Origin of the sequence: Mesorhizobium sp., from assembly GCF_004962925.1 — a bacterium.
GTDB lineage: Bacteria > Pseudomonadota > Alphaproteobacteria > Rhizobiales > Rhizobiaceae > Mesorhizobium.
In genome coordinates, this window is record NZ_SUEO01000326.1 from 1 (window position 1) to 4,790 (window position 4,790).

7 protein-coding genes are annotated in these 4,790 nt (G+C 63.9%); 1 reads left to right on the forward strand and 6 read right to left on the reverse strand.

The features are described 5' to 3' along the window. Positions 1–87: 87 nt before the first annotated feature. Positions 88–462, reverse strand: a complete 375-nt coding sequence (locus tag E5W87_RS34015) for a hypothetical protein (RefSeq protein WP_292407886.1) — start codon at positions 460–462, stop codon at positions 88–90. 215 nt (positions 463–677) lie between these two features. Here E5W87_RS34015 and E5W87_RS34020 point away from each other — a divergent pair, with 215 nt between their 5' ends. After that, positions 678–911 (forward strand): DUF2093 domain-containing protein, encoded by a 234-nt coding sequence (locus E5W87_RS34020; RefSeq protein WP_112564953.1) that lies wholly within the window; start codon positions 678–680, stop codon positions 909–911. Positions 912–936: 25 nt separating this feature from the next. Here the strand turns inward: E5W87_RS34020 and lpxK are convergent, their stop codons facing one another. From lpxK to E5W87_RS34045, 5 genes are all read right to left on the reverse strand, one after another. Then, positions 937–1,965 carry a tetraacyldisaccharide 4'-kinase gene (lpxK, locus tag E5W87_RS34025; protein ID WP_292407894.1) on the reverse strand — a complete coding sequence of 343 codons (1,029 nt, stop codon included), beginning with the start codon at positions 1,963–1,965 and terminating at the stop codon, positions 937–939. A 1-nt stretch (position 1,966) separates the two neighbouring features. Continuing rightward, positions 1,967–3,283 (reverse strand): lipid IV(A) 3-deoxy-D-manno-octulosonic acid transferase, encoded by a 1,317-nt coding sequence (waaA, locus tag E5W87_RS34030; protein ID WP_292407898.1) that lies wholly within the window; start codon positions 3,281–3,283, stop codon positions 1,967–1,969. Further along, entirely contained in the window at positions 3,280–4,068 is a 789-nt protein-coding gene (locus tag E5W87_RS34035) for a lysophospholipid acyltransferase family protein (RefSeq protein ID WP_292407901.1), read from the reverse strand. The genes waaA and E5W87_RS34035 overlap by 4 nt, the downstream gene beginning before the upstream one ends. Positions 4,069–4,073: 5 nt before the next feature. Then, the gene (locus E5W87_RS34040) at positions 4,074–4,319 is read right to left on the reverse strand and encodes a DUF4170 domain-containing protein (RefSeq protein WP_095485661.1); all 246 of its coding nucleotides are present in this window, start codon (positions 4,317–4,319) and stop codon (positions 4,074–4,076) included. A gap of 76 nt (positions 4,320–4,395) precedes the next feature. Then, positions 4,396–4,790: inositol monophosphatase family protein (locus E5W87_RS34045; RefSeq protein WP_292407905.1), on the reverse strand; the 395-nt coding region annotated here is incomplete at its 5' end.

Here is a 4,790-nt window from a genome sequence, read left to right on the forward strand (position 1 = left end):
CGCCGCAGCGGCGGAGCTTGCTCGCCGCATCGCGGTCGAGGCCGGACTGGCGATGGAGAAAATGGACGCGTTCCTTGAGGTGGAGAGCTAACTCAGAGCCAAGTCATCCAGGAGCAGAATGACGGCATCGAACGGAACCGGGCTTGGCACTTCGCTCCAATGACCCTTGCCGTTCACATCTTCCATCTGCCAGACCGATCCGGCCTGCACGAGACGAACCTCGCCATCGCTCGCCGTGACCTTCAATGCCCCTGCCATGCAAAACAGGATCTGGCGATGCGGTGATTGATGCAATTCGCCGATCCATCCTACCGGTATTCGGATCGCGACATAGCCCTTGGCCGGCATGATGGATGAGACCAGGAACGGCAGCGCCGGCGGCGCAAAGGGGGTCTCCTTCAAGGCCAAATCGAATTGACCGAAGCGACTTTCGCCGGCGGTATCTTCGGTCAGATGCAGCACGTTGAATGCGGTGCTCATGAAGTCCCCCTTGCCCGATCAAGGTAACAGTAATCCGGTAGCTTGAAATGACCAAGCGTTTGCGGCGAGCACTTTCGTCCGCTTCGCTCCACTCCTCGCGAGCGATATTCGGCTAACAATGGGCCTGTGAATTGCTCCAAGCTTGACCTTGCCAGGATTTATGGCGATGACATCATCATGAATTTCGGCACCACCCCATGATGAACCGTTTCGAAGGCCCCGGCGGCAAGGAAGCCCGTATCCGCTACCTGGACGGCGACTTCCAGGTGACCAGCCCCGGCGCCTTCGTGCGCTGCGCAGTTACCGGCGAAAGCATCCCGCTCGATGAACTCAAATACTGGAGCGTCGCCAGGCAGGAGCCGTATGTCAGTGCTGCGGCCTCGCTGCGCCGCGAGATCGAGACACATCCGGAATTGCGCAGCCGGCGTTAAACCAGCTTCCGGATCGGCTCCAAAGTCAGCCCCGCAGCTTGCGCTGCCGCCAGGCATCCAGTGTCTCTTCGATAATGCGTTCGGGCACGTGGCCGGGATCGAACACGGTGTCGATCTCCAGCACATCGAGCTGTCGGAGGAAATCGGCGGGCGCGGCATCGTGGCGCAGCCGGGCGGCGTCCTTGGCGGTGGTGATGAGGCCAAGTCCGGCACGTCGCGCAGTCGTTGCCAGTTCAGCAAGCTCGTCCTCACCATAGAAATGATGGTCTGGAAACGACCGGGCTAGCGCGACCTCGCCGCCGGCTTCACGGACCGTGTCGAAGAACTTGTCGGGATGGCCGATGCCGGCAAATGCCAGGAATCGTTTGTCGGCCAGCCCCGCCGTGCTGCTTGGCCGCGTATACGCCTCGAAAATCGGCCGGCCGGCACGCGCCGCCTGGCGAACGACCGCATCGGCAGCAAGGCCCTCGCCCATCTTCAGCAGCGCGGTGGTAAAAACCAGCTGGTCGACGATACCAGCCCTGAGCGGACCGCCGGGAATGACGCGACCGTTGCCGACGCCGTAGCGTGCGTCGACGACGACTAGCGCGTAATCGATATGGATGCGCGCGCTCTGGAAGCCGTCATCCATGATCAGGAAATCACAGCCATGCTTTTCCAGCAGAAGCCGCGCACCGGCGGCCCGGTTCGGCGTCACCGCGACCGGCGCGTGCTCGGCCAAAAGCAGCGGCTCGTCGCCGACATGCTTGGCAGCGTCGTGATGCGGATCGACAACATGCGGCTGCGCGAAGGAGCCGCCATGGCCGCGCGACAGGAAACCGGGATTGAGCTGCATGCGCCTGGCCTGTCCGGCGAGCGCGATCGCTACCGGCGTCTTGCCGGTGCCGCCGACGGTAAAGTTGCCCACGCATAGCACCGGCGCCTCGACCTTTTCGCGCGCCGCCGAGCGCATGCGGCGGCCGGCAATGAGGGCATAGATTGCGGACAGCGGTGCCAGCGCCAGCGCGCGCCAGTCCGGTTCCTCCCACCAGAAGGGTGGCGCTTCGCTGGCCACCTTAGCGGCCGTTGGCGCCCTTGAGGCGCGACTTGACGACCAACGGCTGAATGTAGGGCTCGAGCGACTTCAACGTAAGCGCCAGCGCGCCGCGCATCTCTTCGACGGTCGCCGCACCGGCTGCCATCATTTCATGGCGAGCCACCTCGTTGCTCAAAAGGAAATTGACGGCGCCGGCCAGCATGTCGCGGTCGCGCACCAACTTGGCGCCGCCGCTGTCGAGCAGGCGCTGATAGGTCTCGCGAAAATTCTGGACGTTGCGGCCGGCCAGCACCGCGGTGTCGAGCATGGCCGGCTCCAGCGGATTCTGCCCGCCCTCGGAGGTGAGCGAACGGCCAACGAAGGCTATTTCGGTCAACCTGAGATAAAGCCCCATCTCGCCGATCGTATCGCCAAGCAGAATGTCCGTATCGGCGGTGATCCTGTCGCCCTTGCTGCGCCGAGCGACTTTCAGGCCCATGCCGGAAATCTGCGCGGCAAGCGCTTCAGCCCGATCGGGATGGCGCGGCACGACGATCGTCAAAAGACCGTGGTGACGCTTGTGCAGCATCGCGTGAACCTCGGCGGCGACCACTTCCTCGCCGTCATGGGTCGAGATTGCCGCCCAGGTGGGGCGGGTGCCGGTCTGGCGTTTCAGCGTGTACAGCGCCCTTTCATCGGCCGGCGGCGGCGTGGTGTCGACCTTGAGATTGCCGGATACGGTGACCGGCCGGGCGCCGAGCGAGAGGAAGCGCTCGCCGTCGATTTCCGACTGGGCGACAACATGGGCGAGATTCTCGAACAGCGCCTCGGCAATGTTGGCGCGCTTCTTCCAGGATTTGAACGAACGGTCCGACAGCCTGCCATTGACCAGCACTTGCGGCACACGGCGCGCACCGAGCTCCAGGATGGTCATCGGCCAAATCTCAGATTCGGCGATGATCGCCAGATCCGGCCGCCAATGGTCGAGGAAGCGGCTGACCGCCGGCTTGAGGTCGAGCGGCACATATTGGTGGATGATGCGGTCGCCGAGCCGTTCGTCGGCAACCTGAGCGGAGGTGACAGTCCCCGTCGTCAGCACGATGTTGACGCCGTAGTCGAGGATGCTCTCGACCAGCGGCACGACGGCGATGGTCTCGCCGACGCTCGCCGCATGGATCCAGATCACCGGCCCCTCGGGGCGCTCACGCCCGGCGATGCCATAGCGCTCGCGCCGGCGAATTCGGTCTTCCTTGCCCCTGGAGGTGCGCCACGCAACATAGGGCCCGATCAGCGGATAGGCGGCTGCGCCCGCGAAACGATACGCCGTCAGGAAGGTGCGCGCCCAGCGCCCGCTCATTTCGAGCCATCCACGAGGCGGTAGGCCTCGGCGGTCGCGGCGTTAAGCGCGGCGGTGACCTCCTGGCGCTTGCGTTCCATCTCGGCCTCATCCGCATTGGCCGGAACGAACACCGGCGCTCCGACGACAATCGAGGAGCGGCCGAACGGCAGATTGATCGTGGTCTTGTCCCAGCTGCGCTCCAGCACCTTGCGGCGGCTGGTGGCAATTGCCGCGGGCAGGATCGGCCGGCCTGAAAGCCGCGCCAGGAGAACGATGCCAAGCCCCGCGTCGCGGGGCGTGCCGTGAGGAATATCAGCGATCATGGCGACGTTCTTGCCGGTGGCGAGCGACTTTTTCAGGGCAATCAGCGCCTTGGCGCCGCCCTTGTCGAGATGCTTCGCGCCTTCGCGTCCGCCCGAGCCGCGCACCGCCTCGATGCCGAATTTCTCGATCATCAGCGCATTGAGCTCGGCATCGGCACTGCGCGATACCATGGCGACCAGCGGCCTTCCCTTGGGATAGTAGGCAGGAGTCAGAAGGTGCTGGCCATGCCACAGCGCAATAATGCCCGGCTCGAACTGCGAGTAAGCGCCACCCGATATCTGCGCTGATCCGTCGACAACGCGGTTGGTCAGGCGGATGAGGCGAACGAACTGCGCAAACAGGCCGGCGATGGCGTTCTTGACGAATCGCGATTGCGCCAGCGGTTCGCGAATCTTGCGCCAGAATGTCCGCGGGGTGCCGCCAGGATGCCTTCTGACTCCGGACCTCGTGGCCGGTCCTTTCACGGCTTCATGATCCATCGATTTCAATCGGCAGCCTTGGTGTCGGGGTCGAGCAACCGGTGCAGGTGAACGACGAAATACCGCATATGAGCATTGTCCACGCTGGCCTGGGCCTTAGCCTTCCATGCCGTTTGCGCGGATTGATAATCCGGATAGATGCCGACGATGTCGAGCGCATCGAGATCACGGAATTCGGTCCCGCCCAGCGTCTTCAGTTCGCCGCCGAACACCAGGTGCAAAAGCTGCTTCTTTCCGTCTTCCGCGGTCATGTCGGTCCTTCACATATCGTGAGTTTGTGACAGGTCTAGACCAAAGCCGCCGACTTTGGAACCATTGATGATATGTTCAACTGTCCGGGCCGGCGATGATGCCGGAGAGGACGGCGAGCAGTTCGCCGCTGCCGGCAACCAGCGCGCCGTGGCTGATCACTTCGCCGGCATAGCGCGGTGCGCGGCCCTTCTGGTCGAGCAATGCGCCGCCGGCCTCGCGCAGGATGAGGTCCGCCGCGGCGATGTCCCAATCATGTGCGTTGGGTTTGACGAAGGTTGCGTCGAGCATGCCATTGGCGACCATGGCCAGCCGGTACGCGAGCGAGGGAATATAGGGCACGCGGCTCAGCCGGCCCTGCCATTCAGCCGGCATCAGGCTGATCAATGGCTTCGGCCCGCCGATTTCGACCATCGCGGCGGGGCGGCGCACGGTAATGCGACGGCCATTCAGGAACGCCCCCTCACCTGGCA

Excerpts from the sequence above, each read along its gene's own strand:
- E5W87_RS34020 (WP_112564953.1), top strand. The coding sequence starts at position 678 with ATGATGAACCGTTTCGAAGGCCCCGGCGGCAAGGAAGCCCGTATCCGC.
- E5W87_RS34035 (WP_292407901.1), bottom strand. The coding sequence starts at position 4,068 with ATGGATCATGAAGCCGTGAAAGGACCGGCCACGAGGTCCGGAGTCAGA.
- waaA (WP_292407898.1), bottom strand. The coding sequence starts at position 3,283 with ATGAGCGGGCGCTGGGCGCGCACCTTCCTGACGGCGTATCGTTTCGCG.
- E5W87_RS34040 (WP_095485661.1), bottom strand. The coding sequence starts at position 4,319 with ATGACCGCGGAAGACGGAAAGAAGCAGCTTTTGCACCTGGTGTTCGGC.